The sequence below is a fragment of the Lacinutrix sp. WUR7 genome (genome assembly GCF_016864015.1).
Taxonomy (GTDB): domain Bacteria; phylum Bacteroidota; class Bacteroidia; order Flavobacteriales; family Flavobacteriaceae; genus Oceanihabitans.
This window is the reverse complement of sequence record NZ_CP045067.1, coordinates 1,913,249-1,940,032: the sequence shown is the minus strand read 5'-3', so window position 1 is coordinate 1,940,032 and position 26,784 is coordinate 1,913,249. Positions and strand designations below refer to the sequence as shown.

26 protein-coding genes are annotated in these 26,784 nt (G+C 33.3%); 3 read left to right on the top strand and 23 right to left on the bottom strand.

Annotated elements, in window-relative coordinates; translation table 11 throughout:
- Window positions 1–120: 120 nt before the first annotated feature.
- The 17 genes from FG167_RS08495 to FG167_RS08415 all read right to left on the bottom strand — a co-directional run bounded on the left by FG167_RS08495 (window position 121) and on the right by FG167_RS08415 (window position 16,631).
- Window positions 121–1,200: a hypothetical protein gene (locus FG167_RS08495; RefSeq protein WP_203460974.1), complete on the bottom strand. Its 1,080-nt coding sequence runs from the start codon at window positions 1,198–1,200 to the stop codon at window positions 121–123.
- 28 nt (window positions 1,201–1,228) lie between these two features.
- A complete protein-coding gene (locus FG167_RS08490) occupies window positions 1,229–2,041 on the bottom strand; it encodes a hypothetical protein (protein WP_203460973.1) in 813 nt (270 codons plus the stop codon).
- Window positions 2,028–2,591 carry an RNA polymerase sigma factor gene (locus FG167_RS08485; protein ID WP_203460972.1) on the bottom strand — a complete coding sequence of 188 codons (564 nt, stop codon included), beginning with the start codon at window positions 2,589–2,591 and terminating at the stop codon, window positions 2,028–2,030. Before FG167_RS08485 ends, FG167_RS08490 begins: the two co-directional genes overlap by 14 nt.
- A gap of 65 nt (window positions 2,592–2,656) precedes the next feature.
- A complete protein-coding gene (locus FG167_RS08480; protein WP_203460971.1) occupies window positions 2,657–3,634 on the bottom strand; it encodes a polyprenyl synthetase family protein in 978 nt (325 codons plus the stop codon).
- 33 nt (window positions 3,635–3,667) lie between these two features.
- Window positions 3,668–4,708 (bottom strand): 23S rRNA (adenine(2503)-C(2))-methyltransferase RlmN, encoded by a 1,041-nt coding sequence (gene rlmN / locus FG167_RS08475; RefSeq protein WP_203460970.1) that lies wholly within the window; start codon window positions 4,706–4,708, stop codon window positions 3,668–3,670.
- A gap of 251 nt (window positions 4,709–4,959) precedes the next feature.
- The gene (gene queA, locus FG167_RS08470) at window positions 4,960–6,009 is read right to left on the bottom strand and encodes a tRNA preQ1(34) S-adenosylmethionine ribosyltransferase-isomerase QueA (RefSeq protein ID WP_203461084.1); all 1,050 of its coding nucleotides are present in this window, start codon (window positions 6,007–6,009) and stop codon (window positions 4,960–4,962) included.
- Between the two features lie 101 nt (window positions 6,010–6,110).
- Window positions 6,111–7,337, bottom strand: coding sequence for a 3-phosphoshikimate 1-carboxyvinyltransferase (locus FG167_RS08465; protein WP_203460969.1), 1,227 nt, complete (start codon window positions 7,335–7,337; stop codon window positions 6,111–6,113).
- Between the two features lie 55 nt (window positions 7,338–7,392).
- A complete protein-coding gene (locus FG167_RS08460; RefSeq protein ID WP_203460968.1) occupies window positions 7,393–7,719 on the bottom strand; it encodes a nucleotide pyrophosphohydrolase in 327 nt (108 codons plus the stop codon).
- 278 nt (window positions 7,720–7,997) lie between these two features.
- Entirely contained in the window at window positions 7,998–8,195 is a 198-nt protein-coding gene (locus FG167_RS08455) for a hypothetical protein (protein WP_203460967.1), read from the bottom strand.
- Complete coding sequence (locus tag FG167_RS08450; protein WP_239004464.1) at window positions 8,195–10,099, bottom strand: DUF3857 domain-containing protein; 1,905 nt, start codon at window positions 10,097–10,099, stop codon at window positions 8,195–8,197. Before FG167_RS08450 ends, FG167_RS08455 begins: the two co-directional genes overlap by 1 nt.
- Before the next feature lie 63 nt (window positions 10,100–10,162).
- Entirely contained in the window at window positions 10,163–10,615 is a 453-nt protein-coding gene (gene dtd / locus FG167_RS08445; RefSeq protein WP_203460966.1) for a D-aminoacyl-tRNA deacylase, read from the bottom strand.
- Between the two features lie 92 nt (window positions 10,616–10,707).
- Window positions 10,708–11,655 carry a ribosome small subunit-dependent GTPase A gene (gene rsgA, locus FG167_RS08440; RefSeq protein WP_203460965.1) on the bottom strand — a complete coding sequence of 316 codons (948 nt, stop codon included), beginning with the start codon at window positions 11,653–11,655 and terminating at the stop codon, window positions 10,708–10,710.
- Between the two features lie 44 nt (window positions 11,656–11,699).
- Window positions 11,700–12,344 (bottom strand): carboxypeptidase-like regulatory domain-containing protein, encoded by a 645-nt coding sequence (locus FG167_RS08435; RefSeq protein WP_203460964.1) that lies wholly within the window; start codon window positions 12,342–12,344, stop codon window positions 11,700–11,702.
- 154 nt (window positions 12,345–12,498) lie between these two features.
- A complete protein-coding gene (locus tag FG167_RS08430) occupies window positions 12,499–13,581 on the bottom strand; it encodes a bifunctional 3-deoxy-7-phosphoheptulonate synthase/chorismate mutase type II (protein WP_055443609.1) in 1,083 nt (360 codons plus the stop codon).
- Window positions 13,582–13,701: 120 nt separating this feature from the next.
- A complete protein-coding gene (locus FG167_RS08425; protein ID WP_203460963.1) occupies window positions 13,702–14,553 on the bottom strand; it encodes a prephenate dehydrogenase in 852 nt (283 codons plus the stop codon).
- 111 nt (window positions 14,554–14,664) lie between these two features.
- On the bottom strand, window positions 14,665–15,807 hold the full coding sequence (locus tag FG167_RS08420) for a pyridoxal phosphate-dependent aminotransferase (protein WP_203460962.1): 1,143 nt from the start codon (window positions 15,805–15,807) through the stop codon (window positions 14,665–14,667).
- Window positions 15,804–16,631, bottom strand: coding sequence for a prephenate dehydratase (locus FG167_RS08415; protein ID WP_203460961.1), 828 nt, complete (start codon window positions 16,629–16,631; stop codon window positions 15,804–15,806). The genes FG167_RS08420 and FG167_RS08415 overlap by 4 nt, the downstream gene beginning before the upstream one ends.
- Window positions 16,632–16,949: 318 nt before the next feature.
- Here FG167_RS08415 and gldA point away from each other — a divergent pair, with 318 nt between their 5' ends.
- The 3 genes from gldA (at window position 16,950) to FG167_RS08400 (ending at window position 19,576) form a co-directional block, all read left to right on the top strand.
- A complete protein-coding gene (gldA, locus tag FG167_RS08410; protein ID WP_203460960.1) occupies window positions 16,950–17,843 on the top strand; it encodes a gliding motility-associated ABC transporter ATP-binding subunit GldA in 894 nt (297 codons plus the stop codon).
- Between the two features lie 214 nt (window positions 17,844–18,057).
- Window positions 18,058–18,795 carry an SUMF1/EgtB/PvdO family nonheme iron enzyme gene (locus FG167_RS08405; RefSeq protein WP_203460959.1) on the top strand — a complete coding sequence of 246 codons (738 nt, stop codon included), beginning with the start codon at window positions 18,058–18,060 and terminating at the stop codon, window positions 18,793–18,795.
- 97 nt (window positions 18,796–18,892) lie between these two features.
- Window positions 18,893–19,576 (top strand): hypothetical protein, encoded by a 684-nt coding sequence (locus FG167_RS08400; protein WP_203460958.1) that lies wholly within the window; start codon window positions 18,893–18,895, stop codon window positions 19,574–19,576.
- A 29-nt stretch (window positions 19,577–19,605) separates the two neighbouring features.
- Here the strand turns inward: FG167_RS08400 and FG167_RS08395 are convergent, their stop codons facing one another.
- The 6 genes from FG167_RS08395 to FG167_RS08370 all read right to left on the bottom strand — a co-directional run bounded on the left by FG167_RS08395 (window position 19,606) and on the right by FG167_RS08370 (window position 26,747).
- On the bottom strand, window positions 19,606–20,352 hold the full coding sequence (locus tag FG167_RS08395) for a head GIN domain-containing protein (protein ID WP_203460957.1): 747 nt from the start codon (window positions 20,350–20,352) through the stop codon (window positions 19,606–19,608).
- A 70-nt stretch (window positions 20,353–20,422) separates the two neighbouring features.
- On the bottom strand, window positions 20,423–21,517 hold the full coding sequence (locus tag FG167_RS08390) for an acyloxyacyl hydrolase (protein ID WP_203460956.1): 1,095 nt from the start codon (window positions 21,515–21,517) through the stop codon (window positions 20,423–20,425).
- A 31-nt stretch (window positions 21,518–21,548) separates the two neighbouring features.
- On the bottom strand, window positions 21,549–22,502 hold the full coding sequence (gene metF, locus FG167_RS08385) for a methylenetetrahydrofolate reductase [NAD(P)H] (RefSeq protein WP_203460955.1): 954 nt from the start codon (window positions 22,500–22,502) through the stop codon (window positions 21,549–21,551).
- Between the two features lie 269 nt (window positions 22,503–22,771).
- Window positions 22,772–25,465, bottom strand: coding sequence for a methionine synthase (gene metH, locus FG167_RS08380; protein WP_203460954.1), 2,694 nt, complete (start codon window positions 25,463–25,465; stop codon window positions 22,772–22,774).
- Window positions 25,465–25,746: an antibiotic biosynthesis monooxygenase gene (locus tag FG167_RS08375; RefSeq protein WP_203460953.1), complete on the bottom strand. Its 282-nt coding sequence runs from the start codon at window positions 25,744–25,746 to the stop codon at window positions 25,465–25,467. The genes metH and FG167_RS08375 overlap by 1 nt, the downstream gene beginning before the upstream one ends.
- The gene (locus tag FG167_RS08370) at window positions 25,746–26,747 is read right to left on the bottom strand and encodes a homocysteine S-methyltransferase family protein (protein ID WP_203460952.1); all 1,002 of its coding nucleotides are present in this window, start codon (window positions 26,745–26,747) and stop codon (window positions 25,746–25,748) included. Before FG167_RS08370 ends, FG167_RS08375 begins: the two co-directional genes overlap by 1 nt.
- Window positions 26,748–26,784 lie beyond the last annotated feature (37 nt).

Sequence of the window (26,784 nt, the reverse complement as noted above, 5' to 3'; positions counted from 1 at the left end):
ATCACGGAAGCAACTACTCCTCTTCTAAAAACAAATCACGTAACGAACCATTAACAAACATATTGAACAAAAAAAAAGCACCAATCCGGTGCTTTTTTTTCAATTAACTAACTCTATAAATTAATCTAAATCAAAGCGTAATCCTAAAGAGATATTGTTTTGATCTATTGCTTGGTCTTTAAATAATGGTGACAAATCGTACTTCGCATATACGGCAACATTACCAAAAGAAATATAACTACTTAGTCCGTAAACAAAAGGATTGGTGTTTAAATTGGTTTCTTTATCCTTTTCTCTATCACCATCTTGTTTGTATTTTATTTTATGCATAGAACTTAAGTTCACTCCTGCATAACCACCAACTCCGATTTTAAATTTATTGTATGTTGAATATCTAAAATAGGTATCGCGTTCTATTTTTTTAGATGAACCAAATTCAAAATGTATTGGCACCACTAAATTGGTAGTTCTAAACTTAGATTTGTTTAATTTAAAAGCACTTGTTTCTAAAGAGACAACATCATTATTTTCGGTAAGGAATTGATCGTCTTTTACATCTAATTTATTCCATTGAACCGACAGACCATACTTTAAACGCACTGCATTTGTATTTTTAAACAGACGTGTTTTCCAAGCCCAACCTAATTCTACAAATCCGGAACCTCCTAATTTATATGGCGAATCGCTTAACGATTGTCCTTCAATAATGGCATTATTAAAACCGATAGCAAAAACCATATCGCTAGTGGTACGTCTATCGTATATTTTCGGAATAGCTTTGTCTTTCGGACCAATATAAATGCCGCCTTTATCAAACTCATCCGAATCTTCTCCTTTCCCAATAGAAATGATAAGACCATCTAAATTCGCACCAACATCGGAAGTTACCTCTTCGTTTCTTTCCAATAAAGCAATTTTATTGTCTAGAATAGCAATTCTATTTTCAATATTTAACGCATGTTTTTCTGCTTCCGTTTGCTTTAATGCATCTGCTTCTTCACTAGTAATTTCACCAGCATCTAACTTGGCATTAATACTTGCTACACTTTCTTTTAAAAATTCCTTTTCCTGATTTTGAACTTGTTCTTTTTTGTTTTCTAAAAATTCAATTTTTAAAACATTTGGGTTTTCTTGTGCGGTTAAAAATTGTGTAGCACACACTAAAATAATACCGATTACGTATTGGGTTACTGTTTTCATTTTGTTCGTTTTTTAATGATGATTTATATTACTCGTTTCTAGTGATAACTGCTGTTGTTGCAGTCTTAAAATTCTTTTCTATCACTTTAAATATTTGTCCTCTTAAGGATGGAGGCATTTCTGTTTCTACATCTTCTAGCAATGCGTTTGCATCTACAGAAACGGTGTTTACCGTCCTATTCCCTTGTAATTGTACTTTCTTGTTAGCAACAGCTAATAGTGCTTCTATTTCAGAATCTGTGGTTTCTAAACTGGTACTTACCAGCTGATTTTCTTTGTTTCCTAAAACACCTTCTGTTTTAACAACGGAAGCAATCCCCTCATCTTTCACTTTTAGGTTTGTAATTAATTCTTTTGACGCTTTTCCATCTTTGGTTTGCGCTACAGCAATAGAAACTTTCGATTTTTCTTTTCTATTATTTGTTTCTGTTTTTTTTATTCTTGTGTTTTTTATTCTTGTGTTTGTAGTAGCAAGGCTATTTTTATTCGCTTCTTTTATATTTTCTTTTGAAATTTCTTTTGAAGTTTCTTGTACAATTTCTTGCGATTCTTTTATTATTGCAGGAGTTATAACGGAATTCGTATTTACCTCATTTTCAGTTTCTACTACTACAGGAGAAACAACGGTATTATTATTATCTTGAGTTATAAATTGCTGTACTACAAATAATAATCCTATAAAACTTGCTGCAACACCAAACCACCAAAACTTATTTTTAGTTTGTTTTTTAGCGTCGGCATTTAATTGTCCTTCCAAACGATGCCAAGCATTTTCAGATGGCGGAAGCGTTCGTTTTTCGAGCTTCTCTTTTATATTTTCTTCAAATTTAATTGGTGCCATAATCTGCTTTGTTTAATGCTTTAATTTTTTGCTGAAGTGCTTTTCGTGCTTTGAATAATTGGGACTTGGAAGTGCTTTCCGAAATACCCAACATGTTTGCTATTTCCTGGTGTTTATAGCCTTCAATGGCATACATCACAAATACTATTTTATAACCTTCTGGTAAATTATCTATGAGTTGCTGAATTTCGGCAACTTCCATATTTGTTTCTATAGGATTAGAATGATGGATATCATCACTTAGATCTTCGGAAGAAAATGGTATTTGCTTTTTTTGTCTTAAAAAGGAAATCGATTCTCGAACCATGATGCGTCTAATCCAGCCTTCAAAACTACCTTCATTTTTAAAACTTTTTAGGTTCTGAAATACTTTAAAAAAACCATTCAACATCGCTTCTTCAGCAAACTGCGTGTCTTTTATATAATAACGACAAACGCTTAGCATTTTGGGTGCATGCATTTGAAACAATACGTGTTGTGCCTCACGATTATTTTTGATTGCCTTTTTAATAAGCAAAGGTTCGTTTTTATACAGTTGTATTATTTTCAAAAAATAAGTATGTTTTGCTTTCTATTTATAAAGACGCAAAAAGGATGCAAAAGGTTGCCTGAAGATTATTTTTTTCTGTCAATTACATAATTCACCATAAGTTCTAGGGAATTTCTGTATTGATTTTCTGGATATTTTTGTAGTATTTGCAGAGCTTCGGTTTGAAATGCTTTCATTTTAGCAACTGCATAATCTAATCCGCCATTATCTTTCACAAAAGCAATAACTTGTTTTACTCGCTTTTGGTCTTTGTTATGGTTTTTAATAGAATTAATTAACCACTTTTTATCTTTTTTGCTCGCGTGATTTAAAACATGAATTAGAGGCAAGGTCATTTTTTGCTCTTTAATATCAATTCCGGTTGGCTTACCTATTTGTTCTTTACCATAATCGAACAAATCATCTTTTATTTGAAAAGCCATACCAATAAGTTCTCCAAACTTTCGCATGGTTTCTACATGTTCGGATTCTGGTTTTACAGATGCAGCACCAAGACTACAACAAGCAGCGATTAAAGTTGCTGTTTTTTGTCTTATAATCTCGTAGTAAATAGCTTCGGTAATATCTAATTTTCTAGCTTTTTCTATTTGAAGTAACTCGCCTTCACTCATTTCGCGAACAGCAATAGAAATGATTTTTAATAAATCGAAATCGTTATTATCTATAGAAAGTAATAATCCTTTAGAAAGTAAATAATCACCAACTAGAACGGCAATTTTATTTTTCCAGAGTGCATTGATAGAGAAAAAACCACGACGACGATTACTTTCGTCTACCACATCATCATGTACTAAAGTTGCGGTATGAATAAGTTCTATAACCGAAGCGCCTCTGTAAGTACGTTCGCTAATTTCGCCATTAGAAACCATTTTAGAAACCAAAAACACAAACATTGGTCGCATTTGTTTTCCTTTTCGGTTTACGATATAGTGTGTTATTCTGTTAAGTAATGCTACTTTAGAAGACATAGAAAGTTGAAACTTTTGTTCAAAAAGTTCCATTTCATAGGCAATAGGCTGTTTTATTTGTTCTACAATTTTCACAAGAAATCAAATATAATAAATACAATGATAGAATTAGCTTTTATTTGCTAGTTGTCCGCAAGCAGCATCAATATCTTTCCCTCTTGAGCGTCTTACAGTAACCGTAATATTATTTTGCTCTAATATAGACACGTACATATCTGTTGCCGCACTATCTGCTTGTTGAAACTCACCATCGTCTATTGGATTGTATTCAATTAAATTCACTTTACTAGGTGCAAATTTACAGAACTGTACCAATGCTTCGGCATCTTCTCTTTTATCGTTAATACCTTTCCAAACCACATACTCGTAAGTAATTCTGTTTTTGGTTTTTTCGAACCAATACACTAAAGCTTCTCGTAAATCTTTTAAAGGAAAAGTGGCATTAAATGGCATGATAGAAGTACGTACCTCATCTATTGCAGAATGCAGAGAAACGGCTAGTTTAAACTTCACTTCATCATCTGCCATTTTTCGAATCATTTTTGGCACTCCCGAAGTAGAAACTACAATTCGTCTTGGCGACATTCCCAATCCTTCTGGGGAAGTAATTTTATCTATGGCTTTTAGAACATTGTTATAGTTCATGAGTGGTTCTCCCATGCCCATGAAAACAATATTACTTAAAGGTTTGTTGTGGTATAATCTACTTTCTTTATCTATGGCAACTACTTGATCATAAATCTCATCTGGATTTAGATTTCGCATGCGTTTTAGTCTGGATGTTGCACAAAACCTACAATCTAAGCTACAACCTACCTGACTAGACACACAAGCTGTGGTTCTTGTTTTTGTAGGAATTAAAACAGACTCTACAATTAAACCATCATGTAAACGCACTGCATTTTTTATAGTACCATCGCTACTTTTTTGCATGGTATCTACATGAATATGATTGATAACAAAGTTATCTTCTAGCATTTGTCTGGTTTCTTTGGAGAGATTTGTCATATCTTCAAAAGTATGTGCAGACTTGCTCCATAACCATTCGTAAACCTGGTTACCACGAAATGCTTTATCCCCTTCTTTTACAAAGAATTCTCTAAGTTGTTCTTTGCTTAATGCTCTTATGTCTTTTTTTGTTGTTGCCATTGCTTTGCAAAAGTAGTGAAAGGAATTACGATTTACGAATTACTGTTATTGAATTTGTGTAAATGCCATTGGTACGTGCATTAGGGATTGCGCAATTGTTGGAGCTCTTTTTATGTTGTTGCGTATATGCAACATAAAAAAGCGACTTGCAAAAGCCCGACGTTTTGCGATCCTGCTAGGTATGAGCAAAAGGTAATGCCATAAAAAAAGCCTCTAAAAAAAGAGGCTTTATATATTTGATAATTTATTTGTTAGATGATTAGCATCGCATCACCATAACTATAGAAATTATATTTTTCTTTTATTGCTTCTTCGTACGCTTTTAAAATAAACTCATGACCTGCAAAGGCGGAAGCCATCATTAAAAGTGTCGATTTTGGCGTATGAAAGTTTGTAATCATACAGTTTGCAATACTAAATTCGTACGGTGGAAAGATGAATTTATTAGTCCAACCATCATATTCGTTTAATGTACCGCTTGATGAAACCGAACTTTCTACGGCACGCATTGCTGTGGTACCTACTGCACAAATACGTCTTTTATTCTTTTGTGCGGTGTTAATAATATTTGCTGCTTTTGCGTCAATAATTATTTCTTCGCTATCCATTTTATGCTTAGACAAATCTTCTACCTCAACGGCATTGAAAGTTCCTAAACCTACGTGAAGTGTTACTTCAGCAAATTGTACTCCTTTAATTTCTAAACGCTTTAAAAGGTGCTTAGAAAAGTGCATACCTGCAGTTGGTGCTGCTACTGCTCCTTCGTTTTTAGCGAAAATAGTTTGGTAACGCTCTTCATCTTCTGGAGTTACGTCACGCTTGATATATTTAGGTAAAGGTGTTTCTCCTAATTCGGTAAGTTTTCTTCTAAATTCTTGGTAAGAACCATCGTAAAGAAAACGCAATGTTCTACCTCTAGAGGTTGTATTATCAATAACTTCTGCTACTAAGGTTTCGTCATCCCCAAAGTATAATTTATTACCAATACGAATTTTACGTGCTGGATCTACAAGTACATCCCAAAGGCGTTGTTCTTCATTAAGTTCTCTTAATAAAAACACTTCGATACGCGCTCCAGTTTTTTCTTTATTACCGTATAAACGTGCAGGAAATACTTTGGTATTGTTAAGTATTAATACATCATCTTCTTCAAAATAGTCTATAATATCCTTGAACATTTTATGCTCAATCGTTTGTTTTTCTCTGTTTAAAACCATTAAACGAGACTCATCTCTATTTTCTGCTGGATGTTCTGCTAATAATTCTTCTGGAAGCTCAAATTGATAGTGAGACAACTTCATTTTAAAGTTCTGCATGTAGTAGTATTAGGTATTGTAATGTATTTTACAAGATTGCAAATATACAATCTCAAAGTAGGCGTTGTCAAGTAAATAGCCAATTATTATTCAGAAATTTTAAATCCGATACTTTTTAAGTCCGACCAAAATGTTGGATACGATTTAGAAACTACGAAGGCTTCTTCAATAATTATGGACGTTTTTAAAGCTAAAGGAGCAAACGCCATCGCCATTCTATGATCTTGGTAGGTTGCGATTTTTATATCTTTATTTATAGCACTAGAAGTTTCTAGTTGTAAGGTTTTATCTGTAATAGTTACGTTACCTCCTAGTTTTTCAATTTCTGTTTTTAGAGCTACAAGTCGGTCTGTTTCTTTAATTTTTAAAGTATGCAGTCCTTTTAAATCGCATGCAATTCCTAGTCCAAAACAAGTGACAGCAATAGTTTGCGCTATATCTGGCGCATTTTTAAGATCTAAAGTTATTACCGTTTCCGGAGCAACCGTTGCTACTTTTTGAAGTGTTATTTTATGATCTTTAAAAGTGGTTTCAACACCAAACTGCGTATAAATTTTAGCTAAGGATGCATCGCCTTGCAAGGAGTTTTCTTTATACGATGCTAATGTAATTTGGGTACCAACCGGACTCATTGCAGCAATACTGTAATAATAAGAAGCGGAAGACCAATCGGATTCGATAGTTAATTTTTGTTTCTTAATTTCAGATTGCGGAGTTACTTTAATTACATTATTTTCAAAGCTTGTTGCTACTCCAATATCGTTAAGTAGCGATAATGTCATGTTTATGTAAGGAATAGAAGTGATTTCACCATCTAAAGTAAGTTCTAAACCGTTTTCTAGTTTTGGCGCTATTAGTAATAATGCCGAAATATATTGGCTACTTACGTTTGCTTTTAAGGTTACTTTATTTTGTGTTATTTGTTTTCCTTGGATTTTTATTGGAGGATAGCCATCGTTTTTTTCATAACTAATTTCGACACCCAATTGGCTTAATGCATCTACCAAAATAGCAATAGGTCTTTCTTGCATTCTTTTAGATCCTGTAAGAATCACTTCTCTATTCTTTTGAATAGAAAAATATGCGGTTAAAAAACGCATTGCGGTTCCTGCGTGATGAATGTCTATGTGATTTTCTACAGAAAGTAATGCTTTTTGCATGACTTTAGAATCGTCTGAATTAGAAACATTATCGATTTCTAAATTTGGATACAAAGCTTGTAATAGCAATAGTCGGTTAGATTCACTTTTAGAACCTGTTACTTGTATTGTAGATTGCTTTGCAATGGTTGATTGTTGAAGGTGTACGTTCATAGGTACTTAAACTTTATGAGATATCTCGACGGTGCTCGATATGACAAAATAATTGTTATTTTAATTTTTCGTTGTTATGGTGGCGATCGTGATCGCGTTTGGTTTTAATGTCTAGCTTTTTGTCGAATGCATCTTGTAGATCGATTCCGGTTTGGTTTGCTAAACATAATACCACAAACATAACATCTGCTAGTTCTTCACCAAGGTCTTTATTTTTATCGCTTTCTTTTTCGCTTTGCTCTCCATAACGTCTTGCAATAATACGAGCTACTTCGCCAACTTCTTCTGTTAGTTGTGCCATATTAGTAAGTTCATTAAAATAACGAACGCCATGGTTTTTAATCCAATTATCGACTTCTAGTTGTGCGTTTTTTATGTTCATGATTTCTTTTCCGCGAAAGCGAAAACCTATTTTAAATTAAACTTTCTGTGAAAAACAAAGTTATCATTTTCTTTTATAAAAGTATAGTACCGCAAGGATTATAAAACATGGAATAGCGATATATTGTAATTCGCTAAAAATTACTTGGATTCCTCTTTCTGAAAAAAACTTTCCAATACCAATTGGGGAAACTTTTATGACTTGCCAAGGAAAGAAATATCTGGAATTATCTAAAGTAATAAAAAAAACAACTCCTTTCCCTCCTGTTGTCATGGCGTCTAAAAGTCCGTGAGATACTGTGGATAAAAACAGAACGATAAAGAAGATGTATTTTCTAGAATTGCAGCATTAGCATTTGGTTCTAATAGATGTTGCTTTTCCTCTAATTCTGCTTTACTTACTTTTCCAGATTTAAAATATTGAGAAAATGTGAATTGCGCGATTAATAACGTAATGATTACTAATATTTTATTCATTAACTAGATTTTAATACTATTTTAGATTTATCATGTTTTGCTACTAACAATAGAAAATCTCTAAATGCTTTATATTCTTCTTTTGTGTAATCTCCTTTTTTTAATTTAAATTTTCTATTAAACAAAAGTGTGTTTTCATCTTTTTGAATAATAGAAAAATGATAATCACCAAACTTATTAGAAATGGTAACACTGTCTTGCAACGCTTCTACTTGTAGCGTATTTGGTAGTTCTATTTCAAAGGTGCTTATATTTACTTTTCCTCTACTAATTTGAAAAGGTAATTTTCTATTTTTATAACGCGGAGGTACATACTCTTCCATTATAAAAACATTAGGTTTCAATAAAATTCTTTCTCCGAGTTTAGATGCATATTTTTTTGCTTTGACATCTAATTTTTCTGTAAAAACAATATCTTCTTTATTATTGTTAAAAGTTACACTATGGATTTCCAGATTATTAACCGTATTAAAACTTTCTTTGTAATGTAATTTTTGATCTTTTTCTAATTCGTTTTCTAAATAATAATGATGAGAATATCTTGTGCCTTTGGAAATAATTTCTACTTGTGCAGTAATATCTCCCGTTGCCTCTAGTTGTATTTTTGCTTTGTTCTCTGTTGTGTTTTCATCTGCAGTATATACTTTGGTGTGTACAATTTTTCCGCCTTCTGGAGTAACTACTAAAACATCTCTATCATCTGTAAAGTTTGCATTATATGCAAAAGGACTTGTTTGACTAGTACATTCTAACCATAAATAACCTTCTTCATCTGGAACGCTTAATATCACATGATTTCCTTGTAATGAAGAAAAACCCTTATCGATATCTATAATATCATAATCACCATGTACCACCGTATAATAAGACACTACTCCCACTTCTGTTAATAAGGATTTGGTGTAATTTGTTAATGCTTTACAATCCCCATAACCCAATCTATCTACTTCTGATGCTAACATTGGTTTCCAGCCACCAATACCTACTTGCACGCTAATGTATCGTGTTTTGTTTTGCATGTACGCATAAACAATTTTTGCTTTCTCTCTATCTGAAGTTGCTGTTGCTGTTTTAGCTCTTATTTCATCTTTTGCTGTTTGTGGTAATTCTTCGGTTCCAGAAATTAATTCATCATACATCCATTTTCCAAAATCTTGCCAATTGTTGTTCACTCCTCGAATACCTTCCATGTTAAAATCTGAAAGTGTAGCTTTTAAATATGGTACATAGGTTTTAAAAGAAGGACTGTAAGATTCACTTTTAATAGCCTTTAGATTTTCAGCAATAAAATGATACTCACTTTTCTTAGTAATATTATAATTTTCAAAATTTAACGTTTGTATCCTAACTTTTGCATCAGATAAATTTGTAATTTTATATTCTGCCTTTTCAGTACTAGCATAAAAACCTTCAACAGGTCTCCAACCATATAAAAAAGCAGTGGATTTATAGACCACTTCTGCTTCAAATTGAATAGTATACGGATAACTTATTGGTGTATATTTTAAATATTTAACACGATTATCTGAGTATAGTGTTCCTCCGCTTACAGCACTTACATCTAAAAAATCTTTTTCTTTAAATTTCTTGATTTCTTCACCTTGAGCGTTATAGATTCTAGCTTCTAATCTTTTAATATTTGTATTCTTATCGTAATATTGATATGTTCTTTGCTTGCTATCTCCTTCTTTATTTAGTATGGTAACTATGCGTTTATTAGTATAGACCATTTGATCATAATCTTTTATTTCAAAATGAATTATCTCTGACCGAATTACAGCATTAGCATTTTCCTTTAAAGCAAAAGGAATTGTTTTATACTTTAATAGGTTTTCATCCTGCGATTGTATTGAAAAAACAGAAATAATGAAGAAAAAAATAAGTAGGAATTGCCTTGAAATCATCTAGTTGGGTTTGCGATTTTAAAAGTACTACTTTTTACAAATTCACAAAACAAAATAGAGATTTTATTCTCTACTTTTAGTATCTATAATGATAGTAACCGGTCCATCGTTTAAAAGGGCGACTTGCATATCTGCACCAAATTCTCCTGTCTGAATAGATTTACCTAAATCTTTTTCTATTTGGGAAATAAAATCTTGATATAAAGGAATAGCAACATCTGGTTTTGCTGCTTTAATATAACTTGGTCGGTTTCCTTTTTTGGTATTTGCGTGTAATGTAAACTGACTAACCACAATGGCGTCACCATTACTATTTAAAAGTGAAGTATTCATCACGTCATCTGCATCATTAAAAATACGAAGGTTTACTATTTTATTAGATAACCACTGGATGTCTTCTTTGGTATCTTCTGGAACGATTCCTAAAAGAATTAACACACCTTGTTGGATGGAAGCTACTTGATGATTTGCAATAGTAACGCTTGCTTGAGAAACTCTTTGTATAACTGCTTTCATATTTATTTTCCAAGAAAGTAAAAATCTGTTCCTTTGTTAAGTTGGGTTCTCGATACAAAATACTTTTGCAAAGCATTTCACTCGAACTGACGTTAATTATAATTATCTGTTCTGTAGTGTTCGTCTTCGCCTTCAATAATACTTACGTAGCTTCGGTAACGAGATTCTGCAATAACACCTTTTTCTACGGCATCTTTTATGGCACATTTTGGTTCTTCGATATGCAAACAGTTATTGAACTTACAATTTTGTTTTAGTTCGAAAAACTCTGGAAAATAATCGCTTATTTCTTCCTTTTCCATATCTACAATACCAAATCCTTTTATTCCTGGAGTATCAATAATTTTAGCATTAAAACTAAGATCAAACATCTCGGCAAAAGTGGTGGTGTGCTGTCCTTGGCTATGTTGGGTAGAAATAGCTTTGGTTTTTAAGTCTAAATTTGGTTCTATCGCGTTTACTAATGTAGACTTACCAACTCCAGAATGACCAGCAAACATACTTACTTTATCATCCATCATGGCTTTTACTTTATCTACATTTTTCCCTGTAGTTGCTGAAACACCAATACATTCATAACCTATTTCTCTATAAATATGTGCTAGAAAACGCACTTCATCTAAAGTCTCTTTATCATAGGTATCTACTTTATTAAAAAGTAAAACGGTTTTTATAGAATAGGCTTCTGCGGTAACTAAAAAACGATCGATAAAAGAAGTCGATGTTGGCGGATTATCAATAGTAATCAATAAAAATACCTGATCGATATTAGATGCAATGACATGTGTTTGTTTAGAAAGGTTTACCGATTTTCTAACAATGTAATTTTTTCTATCGTGAATATATTTAATTACGCCTATCGGATTTTCATTATTATCGGTATCTAAATCAAAATCAACAATATCGCCAACAGCAATAGGATTGGTACTTTTAATACCCTGCAATCTAAACTTCCCTTTTATTCTACAAGGATATGTAGTACCCAGTTCTGTTTTCACTGTGTACCAACTTCCTGTCGATTTATAAACTAGTCCTGTCATTCATTTAATTAAGCTACAAAATAACGATTTTTATATTGATTTTATTAACCTATAATTGCTTTTTTAGTTGGTAATCTTTCATCATCTGCAATTATATTAATAATATAAATTCCTGAAGAAAACCTAGAGAGATCTAAACGCTCTATATTATTTACATTCTGATATATATTAGACTGTATTATTTGACCAGAAATATTAGCAACAAAAATCGCTACTTTCTTATATTTTTTAAGAAATCTTAAATTAAAATCTCCTGTTACAGACGGATTTGGATATAATTTAACTTGGTTTTCCTCTAATGTTTTATCCAAATACATATCGGCTATTTCACGATAGACACCACAACAAGCAAATTCACTTTTACACCTTCCAATACATCCTGCAATTACCACAACTTCTTCTATAGCATTATCTATTTCTAAAACGGTGTTTACACTTTTTTGATTTTTAATTACTACGTCTTTTGTAGTATAACCAATATAAGAAATTGAAATGGTGTCCTTTGGATTTACTTCTAATTCAAAATAACCATCGGGATTGGTTATTGCTCCCATTGTTGTTCCTTTTATTATAATATTTGCACCAGGAAGCACATCTATAGTATCGGAAACTAATCCTGTAATTTTCACTTGGGAAAAGGCTGTAAACGAAAAGCTTAATACTAAAAAGAATATTGTAATTTGTTTCATAACGATTGGTTTTTTGGTTTGTTAATCAAATATAAAACTAATCTGTAGTCTATAAAACCGATAATGAGTGAAACGTATTTTTGACTGCGTGAAAGAGCTGTACATAAAAAAGGCCCACATAATTGTGAGCCTTTTATTAAATTTATAGTGTAAACTATGCTTTTAGAATCTTTTCTTGGTGATTAATAGATTCTTGGTGAATTGCTTTAAACATACGTAAAATAAACTCTTCACTTAATCCTTTTTCATCTCCTTCAAGAACCATTTTACCTAGTATTTCGTTCCATCGTTTGCTTTGTAAAACAGAAACGTTTTTCTGTTTTTTAAGCGATCCAATACCATCGGCAACTTTCATTCTTTTACCTAATAAATCAATAATTTGATTATCTACCACATCAATCTGTGCTCTAAGGTTGTTTAGTTCGGTATTGTATTCTGCTTCTGGATCCGATTCTTTTCTAATACGTAAATCCGTCATGATTTGCACTAAAGTTTTTGGTGTTACTTGTTGCGCTGCATCACTCCAAGCATTGTCTGGATCGTAATGTGTTTCTACCATTAAACCATCAAAATTAAGATCTAATGCTGTTTGTGACACATCAAAAATCATTTCTCTATTTCCTGTAATATGCGAAGGATCGTTAATTAAAGGAAGGTCTGGAAATTTATTTTGAAACTCAATAGCTATTTGCCATTCTGGAATATTTCTATATTTCGATTTTTCGTATGTTGAAAAACCTCTATGAATTGCTCCTAAGTTTTTAATTCCTGCAGTATGTAATCTTTCAATTCCACCTAACCATAAAGCTAAATCTGGATTTACCGGATTTTTCACAAGTACAATTTTGTCTGTTCCTTGTAAAGCATCTGCAATTTCTTGCATGATAAACGGACTTACAGTAGAACGTGCGCCAATCCATAATAAATCAATATCATGTTCTAAAGCTAATTTTACGTGGTTTGCATTTGCAACTTCCGTACAAGTTTTCATTCCTGTTTCGGCCTTTACTTTTTGTAACCATTTTAAACCTAAAGCACCAACACCTTCAAAATTTCCTGGTCTTGTTCTTGGTTTCCAAATTCCAGCTCTAAAATAGTTTACATCAGTATCTTTTAACTCATGTGCAATTTTTAAAACTTGCTCTTCTGTTTCTGCGCTACATGGCCCTGCTATTACCAGAGGATGATCTAAATTCATGTCATCCAACCATGTTCTTAATTCTTTCTTGTTTTCCATACTCATTTTCCACAAAAGTGGAATCTTATTAATTCAACTTATTTTATTTACGCTTCTGACTTCCAATTCACATCTAAAGCCACCTTCCCATAAAAAAGGAAGGAATTTTGTTATTTATATTTACTGTATTCCGTTTAATATATCTTTAATGTAATTGGTGTTTTCCATTTCATTAAAAATGGTTTCAAAATCATCTGCTTTCATACTATCTTTAAAATGGGTAAGATTGCTGATGTATTCTTCTAAAGTTTCAATTACATTTTCTTTATTCTGCTTAAAAATTGGTGTCCACATTGCTGGAGAACTTTTTGCCAATCGTACTGTGGAAGCAAATCCACTTCCTGCCATATCAAAAATATCGCGTTCGTTTCGTTCTTTATCAATTACTGTTTTCCCTAGCATAAATGCACTAATATGCGATAAGTGCGATACGTAAGCAATGTGTTTATCGTGTGCTTCCGGATTCATATAACGAATACGCATTCCCATTATTTGAAAAATAGCCAATGCTTTTTCTTGTAATTTGAAGGCTGTTTTTTCTACTTCACAAATGATATTTGTTTTCTTTTGAAACAAACCTACCATGGCTGCTTTTGGTCCGGAAAACTCCGTTCCTGCAATAGGATGTGTTGCTAGAAAATTTCTGCGTTTTGGATGATTTTCTACCGATTTGCAAATATCTCTTTTAGTAGAACCTGCATCCATAACCAAGGCATCATCACTTACCATATCTAGTATTCCTGGTAATATTTTCACCGAAACATCTACAGGCACTGTAAGTATTACAAAATCTGCCTGTGCGACATCTTTTAATGTTGCTTCAAAATCAATTACATTTAATTCTAAAGCTTGTTTTAAATGCTCGGCATTAGAATCTATACCAAATATGCTAATACTAGGATTTAAGTCCTTCACATCTTTAGCGATGCTTCCTCCAATTAATCCTACGCCAACTATGTATATATTTTTCATTCCCATTTGTCTTTTCAAGACCGCTTCCTAAAAGGAAGCATTTTATCTTTTTTAGACCTACAATTTTGTTTTAAACCTTGCAGGTCATTTCTCTGTTATACTGTAAACGAACTAAATTCTAGCTAGCGCTTCTTCTAAATCCTCGGTCGAAGCACATAGTGAAAACCTTACATAACCTTCTCCTTGTGTTCCAAAAATGGTTCCTGGAGCAATAAATATGTGGTTTTCTTTGAGTAGCACGTCTATAAATTCTTCCGATTTAAAATGTGGCGGTAATTTTGCCCAAACAAATAATCCGGAAGCCTCTTTATTATAAGTACAGTTTAATGCATCTGCCAGTTTCCAAACTAATTTACGTCTTTGCTCATACACACTATTTAAACTCTTATACCACATGCTAGAACATTTCAAAGCTTCTATTGCTCCTTTCTGAATGCCATAAAACATGCCAGAATCCATATTACTTTTTACTTTTATTATCGCTTGAATATGGGTTGCGCTTCCTAAAACCATCCCTACTCGCCAACCAGCCATATTAAAGGTTTTACTAAGTGAGTTTAGCTCTAAACAAACCTCTTTCGCTTTTCTAACGCTTAAAATACTTCTTGGTGTATCGTTTAAAATAAAACTATACGGATTGTCATTTACAATTAAAATATCATGCTTTAAAGCAAAGGCAACCACATCTTCAAATAACTGCTCTGTTGCTTTTGTTCCCGTTGGCATGTGTGGATAATTAAGCCACATAATTTTCACTTTACTTAAGTCTGATTTCTCTAATTCCTTTAAATTAGGAAGCCATCCTTTGTTTTCTTCCAAATCATAAAAAACGGGTTTTGCACCAAGTAATTTTGTCACCGAAGCATAGGTTGGATATCCCGGATTTGGAATTAGCACTTCGTCACCTTCATTTAAGAAAGCCATAGAAATATGCATGATACCTTCTTTGCTTCCCATTAATGGCAACACTTCTGTCATAGCACTTACATGCACCGAAAATTGGTCTCTATAAAAACCAGTAATAGCTTCGCGTAATTCTGGTAAGCCTTGATAGCTTTGGTATTTATGCGCTGTAGCATCTTGAAAACTATTTGCTATAGCTGTTATTACTTTTGTTGGAGGTTGTAAATCTGGACTACCTATACCTAAATTAATAATTGGTTTTCCGTTTGCTTTAAGCAAGTTTACTTCACGCAACTTTTTAGAGAAGTAGTACTCTTCTACGGTATGTAATCTATCTGCTACTTGTATCATTGCTTTGCGTTTTTAAATTCGCCTAATATTTTAAAATCTTGTGCCATTATCTCTAATATCGATTTTGCTTTTTTATAATCTGCATACGCATCAAAAGTGATATCTACAAAAAAAGCATAGGTCCAAGGTGTTTCTATTTTTGGTAGCGATTGTATTTTGGTAAGACTCATCTTACAGTCGCTCATCACATTAAGAATTGCTGCCAAACTTCCTCGTTTGTGTTCTAGCTCAAACTTAATAGACGCTTTATTTATTTCGTTTTCCGGAATTTCGTGATTCTCGCGTTTTACAATTACAAAACGAGTTTCATTCAGTTTAATCGTTTGAATGCTTTCGGCTAAAACTTCTAATTCAAAAATATCTGCTGCTAAAGCACTTGCTATTGCTCCCACATTTTTTAAATTATTTTTCTGAATTCGTTGTGCAACCTCAGCAGTATCTTTATCTTCAATAAGCTTAATGTGCGGATGCTTTTTAAAAAACTCCTTACATTGTAATAATGCCATAGGATGCGAATATACTTCGGTAATATCTGCTATACTCTGATTTGGCAAAGCCATCAAATTATGCTGAATATCTAAATACTGCTCACCAACGATATGTAAATTATGATTATCTATCAATGCGTAATTAGGGATTATAGATCCTGCGATAGAATTCTCTAAAGCCATAATTACAGCATCCACTTTTTTATCTAAAAGGTTTTGAACTGTTTCGTCAAAAGACAAACATTCTTGAATAGCAACCTGGTTTCCAAAATATTGCTGTGCTACAATATGGTGGAAAGATCCTTGTACTCCTTGAATTGCTACTGATTTAATCATAATTATTTATTGTGATCCTTTTTTACAAAAAATGATGCAAAAAAAAAAGCCTCGATATATCGAGACTTTTTGTTTAATTTATATTTAAAAATACATATACAACGTCTCGTTCCTTTATCTAAAAAAGAAATATACCCAGCTATAAAATGTAAAGTTTGTTATCATGTTCATTATTACGTGGCTAAAGTAATTAATTATATGAATAAACAAAATTGTTGAAATAGTTTTTTGCCTTTTACCTTGAATTTTTAAAGATTTAGTAGTTATTAATCTATTAAATTATATAATTACTATTATTTTTGAAGAAACTATTTATCTATGTCTATTGAAGTTACAAACATTTCTAAAGTATATGGAACGCAAAAAGCGTTAAACCAAATATCTTTTAAAGTCAGCAAACCCGAAATAGTTGGTTTTCTTGGTCCTAATGGTGCAGGAAAATCTACCATGATGAAAATCTTAACCACCTATTTAGATGCTACAGAAGGGGAAGCAAAAGTAAACGGACATGATGTAAAAAGCAACACCAAACAAGTACAGCAAAGTGTTGGCTATTTACCAGAACACAATCCTTTGTATTTAGAACAGTACGTTAGAGAATATCTTGCTTTTAATGCGCAAGTGTATGGTGTTACTAAAAGTAGAATCGATGAAGTTATTACACTTACTGGCTTAACGCCGGAAGCACATAAAAAAATAGGACAGCTTTCTAAAGGATACAGACAACGTGTTGGTTTGGCAAATGCGCTTTTACACAATCCCGATGTTTTAATTTTAGACGAACCAACCACAGGTTTAGACCCAAATCAATTAGTAGATATTAGAAACCTGATAAAAAGTATTGGTAAAGAAAAAACTGTTTTCCTTTCTACACATATTATGCAGGAAGTAGAAGCGATGTGTGATCGTGTGATAATAATTAATAAAGGGGAAATTGTAGCGAATAAAACCTTGAAAGAATTACGTACCGAAAAAGAACAAGTAGTTATTGTGGAATTTGATTACCGTGTGGAAGATGCCTTTTTACTAAAACTACCAAAGGTAAAAAGTGTAAAAAACACACATGACTTTATTTACGAAATCACTTTTGCTACTACCGAAGATATGCGATCTCATGTATTTGATTTTGCTCATGATAATGAGTTGAAAATTCTACAACTAAACCAAAAAAATGCGAGTTTAGAGAGCTTATTTAGAGAGTTGACAAGCTAGTTTTTAACAAATTATAATTATTCCTAGAAAAGCCACACGGAATATAATCGAAACTATTTTCTCGTTTCTTTAATGGTAGACCTATTAAATAAGGACCAACATTCTGTTTTTTTTATAGTGATTTTTCTTACTTTAGTTCCATCTTTTAATCTTAAGAACAAAAGAAATATTCTTGGATAACAAATAAAAAAGGAAAATTTAAAACCATTTTAAAATGAGAAACCTAACCAAAACTCTTTTACTACTGCTTTTTGTAACGACCATACAAGGGCAAGAATTACCTGAAATGATAAAGATAACCGGAGGCACATTTACTATGGGAGCAGGACATAATGGTATGAACCCTACACCTCAAATAACCTTAAGTGATTTTAACATGGGTAAAACAGAAGTTACTATTGCCCAATATCGTTATTATTGTAAAAGTACAGGAATAGATATGCCGGAAAGACCGGATGGTATAAATTGGAATGACAATTATCCTGTGGTTAAAGTTTCATGGTATGATGCTGTAAACTACTGCAAATGGCTAACGGAACAAACCGGTAACACTTATAGCTTACCTACCGAAGCACAATGGGAATTTGCCGCTCGAGGTGGTACTAAAAGTAAAGGGTATAACTTTTCTGGTTCCTTTAACTTGAATACCGTAGGTTGGTACAAAGAAAACAGTGAATCTAACACAAATATAGTAGCTACAAAAGAAGCAAATGAATTAGGTCTATATGATATGAGTGGAAATGTAGGGGAATGGTGTCTAGATTGGCACGACAGAGACTTTTATTCTAAAAGCCCAGAAGTTAATCCTGAAAACACTACCGAAGCCAAATATCGTATCTTTCGTGGTGGCCATTTTATATCCAGCAAGGAACGTTCTATCACTAGATTTCGCAGTTTCGGGAAGCCAGAATCAGAATATGATCGCGTAGGTTTTCGAGTGGTTTCTTATTAAATTTAAATTGTGAAATGCCATGCTTCCGTACGGCATCTAAAAATAGCATCTTCTAAGCTTACAATTTGTAGAACAAAATGTTACACCGATACTCCTAATGAAGATTATTGAAATGAATATATGGATTTTACTATTTGCACTACTTTCAATACCGGGATATGCGCAATCCGAAAAGGACACCATAAATAGTACTATTATAATACCGTTAAAAACTGGAAAAAACCCAACCATCCATTTAGAGACAGTAGACATAGAACCCACCAACCTATTCGTTCAGTCCAAGCCAATAACTAAAAATGCGCCACATATTCAGTTAGCATTACACATCACAGAAAACGACACGAAACACATAACGTATCTCTGGCGCAAGAATGACGCTACAGATAGCCCAAAAACAAACTATCCAAAAGCATGTAGCAACTATACTTTTAATTTAAAAATCAACAAAGAAGAAGATAAAGTTGCATTGGTTATCGAAAAATCGGCTTTTGAAAAAGCTTTTTTTCTGGATATTAATCAGACTGCGGTTATAGGAAACCTTAGCATTTTGTTTGATCAATGTATAGGAGAATGGACAGAAGATATAAACGGAAATCAAGTAGCTGCTTTTAACACCTATTCTATTTCGCTTTCCGAAGAAAAGGAACAGAAGACTATTTCCTTTACTTCTCGAAAGGATCCTGTTAAAAATGAACTGTCGCTAACATGGAAAAATTATAAAATCTTGGTATTGGAGGATTCAGAAAAAGCATTACAATTAATGGTTTTCCAAAATGATTGAATCATAAATATAACCAATGAGATTGCGCTTTACTCAAAAATCAATCGTCCATTATAAAATTCTTCCACAGTAACCATTGCTGGTTGATTATAAGCAATAACATCGCCTGTACTTCTAATTTCTCCTGTAATAGATGCTTGCGGGTTTACAAGAATATCATTCGTTCCTCTATGGTAAACATCTACATCTTGGGCAATTAAATCTTTCCCTTCAAAACGTCCGGTTCCAGAGAAAAACCCAACATATAAATCTTGAGTAAAACCAGAAATATAAAAGGAAGAAATATTATTCCCTACAACTCTTATGCTTTGCGAATTCACTTGTAGCTTAAAATCGCCAACGGTAAAACTATCTGGAGCATTAAAATCTTCAGAAAACAATTCTAAATTATTAAAATTCAAAACACCATCACTAGAAATATCATACTGTGTAGAGCTTCTAATTTCAGTAATATTTGGTGCCGTTACATATACTTTGGTGACACCATAATCCCGAACGTAATTACAAGTATTATTATCGGTAAGTTGTAATTCATTGTCTACCACTTTTGCCTCCACATCCTTTAATAAATTTTCACCAGTTTCAATAACTACTTGAAAATCGATTCCTTGTTTTAGTATTAGTTCTACTTCTCTATTTACTAGAATTTTCTCAAACGAAGTAAGCATTACTTCCTCTTGCACGATTTTTCCAGTTTTTTGAAAGCAATCGTTTGCATCCTCGCTATCACAAGAAAACACCAATAATGTAATAAGTATGTATATGTAGTTTTTCATTTTCAATCTCATTCTTCGCTGCGACGCAGCATCTATTTTTAATACTATTATAGAATATTTATGTTTCCTATTACAATCTAATCCCAACACCAAGCTCTACAGCTTCCGCTTTTGCTCCGTGTGATTTTAACGTTAATGCAGCAAACCATTTTTCGCCAAAATAGCGTTTTAAACCAATTCTTAAATAAGTTCTTCCTTCAAAATCATAAGGGTAATACACGTAATAACCAAACTGTGTGACTAAAGACATTTTGTTGATAAACAACTCATGACCAGCAAAAACACCAACACGTTTGTAATCTGCAGATCCATCTTCTCCTTCTTCCGGAAAAGCAGCTGCTCTATATTTTATATGTTCCTTTAAAAAAGTAGAGAAGAAAACATCGGTTCCTAATTGAATGGCACTTTTACGATTCAAACGTTTGTCTGCATAAGCCGAAAGAATATAAAAAGGAAACTGTCCAGTACCAACAACATCACTTTCATTCACACCACTTCTAAAAACAACATTATATTTTATAGGCTGTTTAAATTTTTCTTTGGTTAACGTGTCGATGTATTCCGTTTCTTCTTCGTCTAAACTATAGGTCACACCAACATTAAAAGCAATAGTATTTACACTCGCATTTGGCGCTTTTACATTGGCATTAGAATAGTGAATTAAGGAAACTCCAGCCTGCAAACCAAACCGATCGAAAATGCGTTCTTTTTTATAGTTCAGCATCGCATAAGTACTACTTAAAAAACTAGACCCAAAAGCGACATTTTTATGGTTATCTACTTTATCATACGGATTGGAAGTATAGCCAATACCTTGCCCAATACGAAACATGAGGTTTCGCTTTAAAAAGTAAAAATTATAATGTGCATAAACAGATACATTATTACCAAGCACGCTATTTTTTAAATCTTGGTATACTAGAGAAAACCCGTAATCCGGATAGTTGTAGCGCTGTTGCCAAGATTCTTCTCCAAAGGTTTTCTTATTCCAACTTAAAATAAATCCTTCCGGATGTCCTTTAATTAAATGTGAAATATCATTATTATGTAACGCTATATTTCCTGCAAAATAATTCACATCAAAATAAGCATTGGTGTTTTTCTTTTCTTGCGAAAAAACACAAGCACAAAAAAGGCAAAGAATGTAGGTTAATAAACGCTTCATTAAATTTAGTTAGAGCGCAAAAGTATAAAAATTAAAATAAAGCCGAAGCAATCGTTTTTATATTATCACTTTTCCCCATAGAATAAAAATGAAGCACAGGAACACCTGCTTGCTGCAGCTCTTTAGATTGCTTTATAGCCCACTCTACGCCTACTTGTCGCACCTGCTTATTATCTTTACAATTCTCTACTGCCTGAATTAAATCTTCTGGTAAATCTATTTTAAAAACCTGAGGCAATAACTGCAAGTGTCTTTGTACGGCAATGGGCTTTATTCCCGGAATAATAGGCACATGAATTCCTGCTTTTTTAGCAGCTTCCGCAAACTCAAAATATTTCTGATTATCAAAAAACATTTGCGTCACCACATAATCTGCTCCCGCATCCACCTTTTCTTTCAATCGTTTTAAATCGGTTTGTAAAGATGGTGCTTCAATATGTTTCTCGGGGTATCCAGCAACACCAATACAAAAATCAGATTTATCATCCACCTCCAAAACGTCGTGTAAATATTTTCCGCAATTCAAATTCTGAATTTGAGCCACCAATTCACTAGCATATTTATGTCCACCTTTTTGGGCTTCAAAATATTTTTGATGACTCATCGCATCGCCACGTAAAGCCATCACGTTAGTAATCCCCAAATAATGGCAATCGACCAACAAATATTCGGTTTCCTCTTTACTAAAACCACCACACAATACATGCGGCACCGCATCTACATCATATTTATGTTTAATTGCAGCACAAATACCAACAGTTCCAGGGCGCATTCTTGTGATTTTCCGATCTAAAAGCCCTTGTTTTTCTATATAAATATATTCTTCTCTAGAAGTAGTAACATCTATAAAAGGAGGTTTAAATTCCATTAAAGGATCAATATTATCATATAAATCCTGAATGTTTTTTCCTTTTTTTGGCGGAATAATTTCAAAGGAAAACAGCGTTTCCCCTTTTGCGTTTTTTATGTGTTCAGTTACTTTCATACTTACTTCCCACGAAAATGGGAATCTGTTTAATTAAACTATTTTTTTCTTTTTGGGCGCCTGCCTGCCGGCAGGCAGGTTACCTTTTACTCATACCTGCTAGGTTTTTAAAACCTGCCAGGATCGCAAAACGTCAGGCTTTCACTACTCGCTCTCTTCGAGGAGCTCAAACAAACCGTTCTATCCTTAACGCGTCTACTTGCTACGGTTGGTTTCTAAATAAAGAATCCTTTCTATTTGCTAATAGATTCCTGCCTGCGCAGGAATTATTAATCCGCTACATTCGGACTCAACCATTTCTCTGCTTCTTCTAAACCTATAGCTCTTCGCTTTGCGTAATCTTCTAACTGGTCTTCTTTAATTTTTCCTAGTCCAAAATACTTCGCTTCGGGATTGGCAAAATAATAACCACTTACACTTGCTGCTGGCCACATCGCTAAACTTTCAGTAAGTGCTACGCTTATTCTTTTTTCTACATCTAACAATTGCCATATCGTTCTTTTTTCTAAATGATCCGGACAAGCAGGATAGCCTGGTGCCGGACGAATACCTTTATAGCTTTCTTTTATTAAATCTTGGTTGCTTAATTTTTCGTCTGCAGCATAACTCCAATATTTGGTTCTTACTTCTTTGTGTAAATATTCGGCATAGGCTTCTGCTAATCGATCTGCTAATGCTTTTATCATAATGGAATTATAATCATCATGTGCATCTTCAAATTGTTTTGCTAATTCTGCGGTTCCAAATCCTGTGGACACACAAAATGCGCCCATATAATCTTGAATTCCACTTTCTTTAGGCGCAATAAAATCGGAAATAGAAAGATTTGGTTTCCCTACTGCTTTTTTAGATTGCTGACGTAACGTTAAGAAGTTTAATTTGTCTGGTCGAGCGCAGTCGAGACCTTCTGGTAAACAGACCTCTATATCATCATCATTTACTGTATTTGCAGGAAACAACCCGAAAACAGCCTTCGCTTTTAAAAGTTTTTCTTGAAACACACGTTGTAATAATTCTTGTGCGTCTTTAAATAATTCGGTTGCTTGTTCGCCAACCACTTCATCGGTAAGAATATCTGGATATTTACCGTGTAAATCCCAACTTCTAAAAAATGGAGACCAGTCAATAAAATCTTCTAATTTGGTAATATCAAAATCTTGAAAATCTTGAATCCCTAATTGTTTTGGTTTTGTAATTTGAGACGTATTCCAATCGATAGCAAACTTGTTTTTTCTAGCATCTGCAATAGTTAGATATTCTTTCTTTCTGGTTCTGCTTAAAAACTGTTCTCTAAACTTATCGTATTCTTCCCTTATTTGTTCTTTATAAATTTTATTGTTTCGGTTTAATAACTCACCAACAACCGTTACTGCTCTAGACGCATCATTAATATGCACGACCGTATTGCTGTAATTCGGCGCAATTTTAACCGAGGTATGCGCACGAGATGTTGTTGCACCACCAATAATGATTGGGATAGTAATATTCTTTTTTTCTAGTGATTTAGAAACATACACCATTTCATCTAGCGAAGGTGTAATCAATCCGCTTAAACCAATAATATCTACATTTTCTTTAATCGCGGTTTCTACTATTTTTTCTGGTGGCACCATAACGCCTAAATCGATAATTTCGTAATTATTACAACCTAAAACAACACTCACAATATTTTTACCAATATCATGCACATCTCCTTTTACGGTTGCCATTAATATTTTACCAGCAAATTCTTGTTTACCATCTTTTTCCGCTTCAATAAAAGGCTGTAAATACGCTACTGCTTTCTTCATAACACGAGCAGATTTCACAACTTGTGGTAAGAACATTTTTCCACTTCCAAAGAGATCACCAACCACACTCATTCCAATCATTAAATGCCCTTCAATAACTTCAATTGGTCTGGTAACTTCTTGTCGTGCTTGCTCTACATCTTCAATAATAAAAGCATCAATTCCTTTTACAAGTGCATGTGTTATTCTTTCTTGCAATGGATTGCTTCGCCATTCTAAAACCTTAGTAACATCTTCCTTTACATTTCCTTTTACGGTTTCTGCAAAGTCTAATAAACGTTCGGTTGCATCGTCACTCCTATCAAATAAAACATCTTCTACATGCTTTAATAAATCTTTATCAATCTCATCATAAACCTCTAACATCGTCGGGTTTACAATTCCCATATTCATTCCGTTTTGAATGGCATGATATAAAAACGCTGCGTTAATAGCCTCGCGGACGGTATTATTTCCTCGAAAAGAAAACGACACGTTACTCACACCTCCAGAAACATTGGCATAAGGTAAGTTTTCACGAATCCATTTGGTGGCTCTAAAGAAATCTAAAGCATTTAATCGATGTTCGTCCATTCCTGTTGCGACAGGAAATATATTAGGATCGAAAATAATATCTTGAGGTGCAAAGTGGACAATGTCCACCAATATTTTATAAGAGCGTTCGCAAATTTCAATTCTGCGTTCATAGGTATCTGCTTGCCCATTTTCATCAAACGCCATCACAATGACCGCAGCACCATAACGTTTTACCAGTTTTGCTTGTCGGATAAATTCTGCTTCACCTTCTTTTAAACTAATAGAATTTACCACACATTTTCCCTGTGCGACTTGCAAACCAGCTTCAATGATTTCCCATTTGGAGCTATCAATCATTATGGGAACACGAGAAATATCTGGTTCGGATGCTATCAGGTTTAAAAACTTCACCATGGCATACTTTCCGTCCAGCATACCTTCATCCATATTTACATCAATAATTTGTGCGCCTCCTTCTACTTGATCTCTAGCAACACTTAATGCTTCCTCGTACTTTTCTTCTTTAATTAAACGTAAGAATTTTCTAGATCCAGTAACATTGGTTCGTTCTCCTACATTTATAAAATTACTTTCTGGTGTAACCACTAGAGGTTCTAATCCAGATAAAGTCAGATATTTAGGTTTCATTTCTTTCATTATCTATAATGTTCTACTGTTGGAAATGGTTCGTAAAAATGATGTAATAAGTCTTTCCACACTTTATATTCTTCAGACTTTCTAAATCCTATTTCATGATCTTCTAAGGTTTCCCAGTTCACTAATAACAAATACTTATTTTCTTCTTCGATACATTTTTTGAGTTGATGAGAAATATATCCTTTCATTGAAGAAATTATTGCTTCTGCGCTTTTAAAAGTTTCTTCAAATTCTTCTGAAACACCTTCTTTTATCTTTAAAATTGCTACTTCTAATATCATTACGCTTGTGTTTGTAATTTTCTTGGGGCATATTTTTTAGCAACCTCAGCAATTGCTTTAATATGCGCTGGACTTGTGCCACAACAGCCACCAATAATATTGATTAAATCGTCTTGTAAATATTCTTCAATATATGCCTGCATTTGTTTTGGAGATTCTTCATACTCCCCAAAAGCATTTGGCAATCCTGCATTTGGATGTGCAGAAGTGAAAAATTCTGTTTTATCGGATAAGCGTTGTAAATAAGGCTTCAATTGTTCTGCTCCTAAAGCACAATTAAATCCGACACTTAATAAAGGTATATGAGAAATGGAAGTCAAAAATGCTTCTACGGTTTGTCCAGATAATGTTCTACCGGAAGCATCGGTAATGGTACCAGAAACCATTATTGGAATATCGATATTACGATCTTCTTTCACTTCTTCAATAGCGAATAATGCCGCTTTGGCATTTAACGTATCAAAAATAGTTTCTACTAAAAGTAGATCTACGCCGCCATCGATTAAAGCTTCTACTTGTTGTTTGTAAGCAACGCGTAATTCATCAAAAGTAATCGCTCTATATTCTGGTCTATTGACGTCTGGAGATAAGCTTGCTGTTTTATTGGTAGGCCCAATACTTCCGGCGACAAATCGCGGTTTGCTTGGGTTTTGTTTTGTGAATTCTTCCGCAACTTTTTTAGCGATTTTAGCAGACTCGTAATTTAGCTCGTATACTAAATCTTCCATGTCATAATCTGCCATAGCTATGGTAGTTCCAGAAAAGGTATTGGTTTCTACAATATCTGCTCCAGCTTCAAAATACTTCGCGTGAATGGTTGCAATTGCTTCCGGTTGTGTAAGCGATAGTAAATCGTTATTTCCTTTTAAAGAAGAAGGATAGTCTTTAAAGCGTTCGCCACGAAAATCTTCTTCAGAAAAATTATATTGCTGAAGCATGGTTCCCATCGCGCCATCGAGAACTAAAATATGTTTTTGTAAAATGTTTTTTATATCAGACATGTTATATTAAATTATATAAATGTCATCAGGAAAGTAA

Bases quoted from the DNA above. Each gene is read 5' to 3' on its own strand.
- metH (WP_203460954.1), bottom strand. From the start codon at position 25,465: ATGAAAGAAATGAAACCTAAATATCTGACTTTATCTGGATTAGAACCT.
- FG167_RS08465 (WP_203460969.1), bottom strand. From the start codon at position 7,337: ATGAACGTACACCTTCAACAATCAACCATTGCAAAGCAATCTACAATA.
- FG167_RS08460 (WP_203460968.1), bottom strand. From the start codon at position 7,719: ATGAACATAAAAAACGCACAACTAGAAGTCGATAATTGGATTAAAAAC.
- metF (WP_203460955.1), bottom strand. From the start codon at position 22,502: ATGAAAGTAACTGAACACATAAAAAACGCAAAAGGGGAAACGCTGTTT.
- FG167_RS08405 (WP_203460959.1), top strand. From the start codon at position 18,058: ATGAGAAACCTAACCAAAACTCTTTTACTACTGCTTTTTGTAACGACC.
- FG167_RS08415 (WP_203460961.1), bottom strand. From the start codon at position 16,631: ATGATTAAATCAGTAGCAATTCAAGGAGTACAAGGATCTTTCCACCAT.
- FG167_RS08370 (WP_203460952.1), bottom strand. From the start codon at position 26,747: ATGTCTGATATAAAAAACATTTTACAAAAACATATTTTAGTTCTCGAT.
- FG167_RS08395 (WP_203460957.1), bottom strand. From the start codon at position 20,352: ATGAAAAACTACATATACATACTTATTACATTATTGGTGTTTTCTTGT.
- FG167_RS08390 (WP_203460956.1), bottom strand. From the start codon at position 21,517: ATGAAGCGTTTATTAACCTACATTCTTTGCCTTTTTTGTGCTTGTGTT.
- FG167_RS08375 (WP_203460953.1), bottom strand. From the start codon at position 25,746: ATGATATTAGAAGTAGCAATTTTAAAGATAAAAGAAGGTGTTTCAGAA.
- rlmN (WP_203460970.1), bottom strand. From the start codon at position 4,708: ATGGCAACAACAAAAAAAGACATAAGAGCATTAAGCAAAGAACAACTT.
- gldA (WP_203460960.1), top strand. From the start codon at position 16,950: ATGTCTATTGAAGTTACAAACATTTCTAAAGTATATGGAACGCAAAAA.
- FG167_RS08450 (WP_239004464.1), bottom strand. From the start codon at position 10,099: ATGATTTCAAGGCAATTCCTACTTATTTTTTTCTTCATTATTTCTGTT.
- dtd (WP_203460966.1), bottom strand. From the start codon at position 10,615: ATGAAAGCAGTTATACAAAGAGTTTCTCAAGCAAGCGTTACTATTGCA.
- FG167_RS08435 (WP_203460964.1), bottom strand. From the start codon at position 12,344: ATGAAACAAATTACAATATTCTTTTTAGTATTAAGCTTTTCGTTTACA.
- FG167_RS08420 (WP_203460962.1), bottom strand. From the start codon at position 15,807: ATGATACAAGTAGCAGATAGATTACATACCGTAGAAGAGTACTACTTC.
- FG167_RS08495 (WP_203460974.1), bottom strand. From the start codon at position 1,200: ATGAAAACAGTAACCCAATACGTAATCGGTATTATTTTAGTGTGTGCT.
- FG167_RS08490 (WP_203460973.1), bottom strand. From the start codon at position 2,041: ATGGCACCAATTAAATTTGAAGAAAATATAAAAGAGAAGCTCGAAAAA.
- queA (WP_203461084.1), bottom strand. From the start codon at position 6,009: ATGAAGTTGTCTCACTATCAATTTGAGCTTCCAGAAGAATTATTAGCA.
- FG167_RS08425 (WP_203460963.1), bottom strand. From the start codon at position 14,553: ATGAAAAATATATACATAGTTGGCGTAGGATTAATTGGAGGAAGCATC.
- FG167_RS08430 (WP_055443609.1), bottom strand. From the start codon at position 13,581: ATGGAAAACAAGAAAGAATTAAGAACATGGTTGGATGACATGAATTTA.
- FG167_RS08400 (WP_203460958.1), top strand. From the start codon at position 18,893: ATGAAGATTATTGAAATGAATATATGGATTTTACTATTTGCACTACTT.
- FG167_RS08455 (WP_203460967.1), bottom strand. From the start codon at position 8,195: ATGAATAAAATATTAGTAATCATTACGTTATTAATCGCGCAATTCACA.
- rsgA (WP_203460965.1), bottom strand. From the start codon at position 11,655: ATGACAGGACTAGTTTATAAATCGACAGGAAGTTGGTACACAGTGAAA.